Annotated in this window: 1 pseudogene; it reads right to left on the bottom strand. The window is 76.8% G+C overall.

Going from position 1 to position 1140, the window contains the following annotated elements:
* A pseudogene (locus ROTAS13_RS24825) lies at nt 1-1140 on the bottom strand (double-strand break repair protein AddB); the annotation flags it as partial.

Below are 1140 nucleotides of genomic sequence, written 5' to 3'. Positions count from 1 at the left end.
GCGCATCGAGCAGGGCGGTGGTGCGGGCCTGGCGTTCCAGCCGGGCCTGCCGCCGCGCCTCGCTTTCGGCCGGGGCCTCGGCGCCCGGCTCGGCGAAGGCGCGTGCCGTGGCGGCGCGGAGCCCGGCGAGACCGGGAGCGGGGCGGGGACCGCGCAGCGCGTGGCGCTCCAGGTCGCGCAGCGCGCGCAGCCAGTCGGCCCGCGCCATGCCGCCGGCGCAGGAGGGGTGCTTCAGGCAGGCGAGCAGGGCGACGGGGGAGAATTCCTCCGCCACCATGCGCGCGATCAGGCGCAGGAAGGCGCCGGTCGGGGTCTGGGCCAGGGGCTGGCCGGCGGAATCATCGGCCAGCACGCCATGGCGGGCGAGCTCCACGCAGACACGGCGGGCGAGGTCGCGGTCCGGCGTCACCAGGGCGGCGCGGCTGCCGGGGGTTTCCAGCGCCTCGCGCAGCAGCAGGGCGATGGCGGCGGCCTCGCCGGCCTCGTCCGGTGCGGTGAGGAGGGTGAGGTGGTCGAGGGCCGGGGCCCAGCGTTCCGGCGCCTTCTCCTGCCAGCAGGCGATGTCGCCGGGCGGGCGCAGGGCGCGGGCGAGCAGGGTGCCGCGCGCCTCCCCGGCCGGGTCGGGCGGCAGGCCGTGGGGCCCCGGGGAAGGCCAGGGCCTCAGGTCGCCCGGCGTGGCGCCCATGGCCTGGAGCAGCCGCACCTGTCCGCAGAGGGGGTGGGTATGGCTGGCGCAGAGCTCGTCCCATGGCTGCGGGGGCAGCGGCTCGCCGGCGCCGTGCAGGACCACATGGCCGTTGGGGCAGTGCGCCAGGACCTTCAGCAGCTCGGCGGCGGCGGGGATGGTGCCGCCCAGGCCGATCCCGGCGGCGATCACCAGATCCTCCGGCGGGTTCTCCTTCCACAGCGCGGTCTGGGCGCGGATGGTGGCGACGCGGCGGGTGCCGATGTCGGAGAGGCCCTGCTTCGCCAGCCAGGCCTGCCATTCCTGGATCACGCCGTTGAGGAAGACATGGGTGATCTGCCAGTGCCGGGCCAGCCGGTCCGGCACCAGGGAGGGCAGGCGGGCGGGGTCGCAATCCTCCAGCGCCATCTCGTCCAGCAGCGTCGCCAGCTCCTGCGCCAGCCGCCAGGCCTGGT

This window comes from Roseomonas sp. TAS13, assembly GCF_001950415.1.
GTDB lineage: Bacteria > Pseudomonadota > Alphaproteobacteria > Acetobacterales > Acetobacteraceae > Roseomonas > Roseomonas mucosa.
The sequence above is the reverse complement of the archived record's forward strand: the minus strand, read 5'-3'. Positions and strand labels throughout refer to the sequence as shown.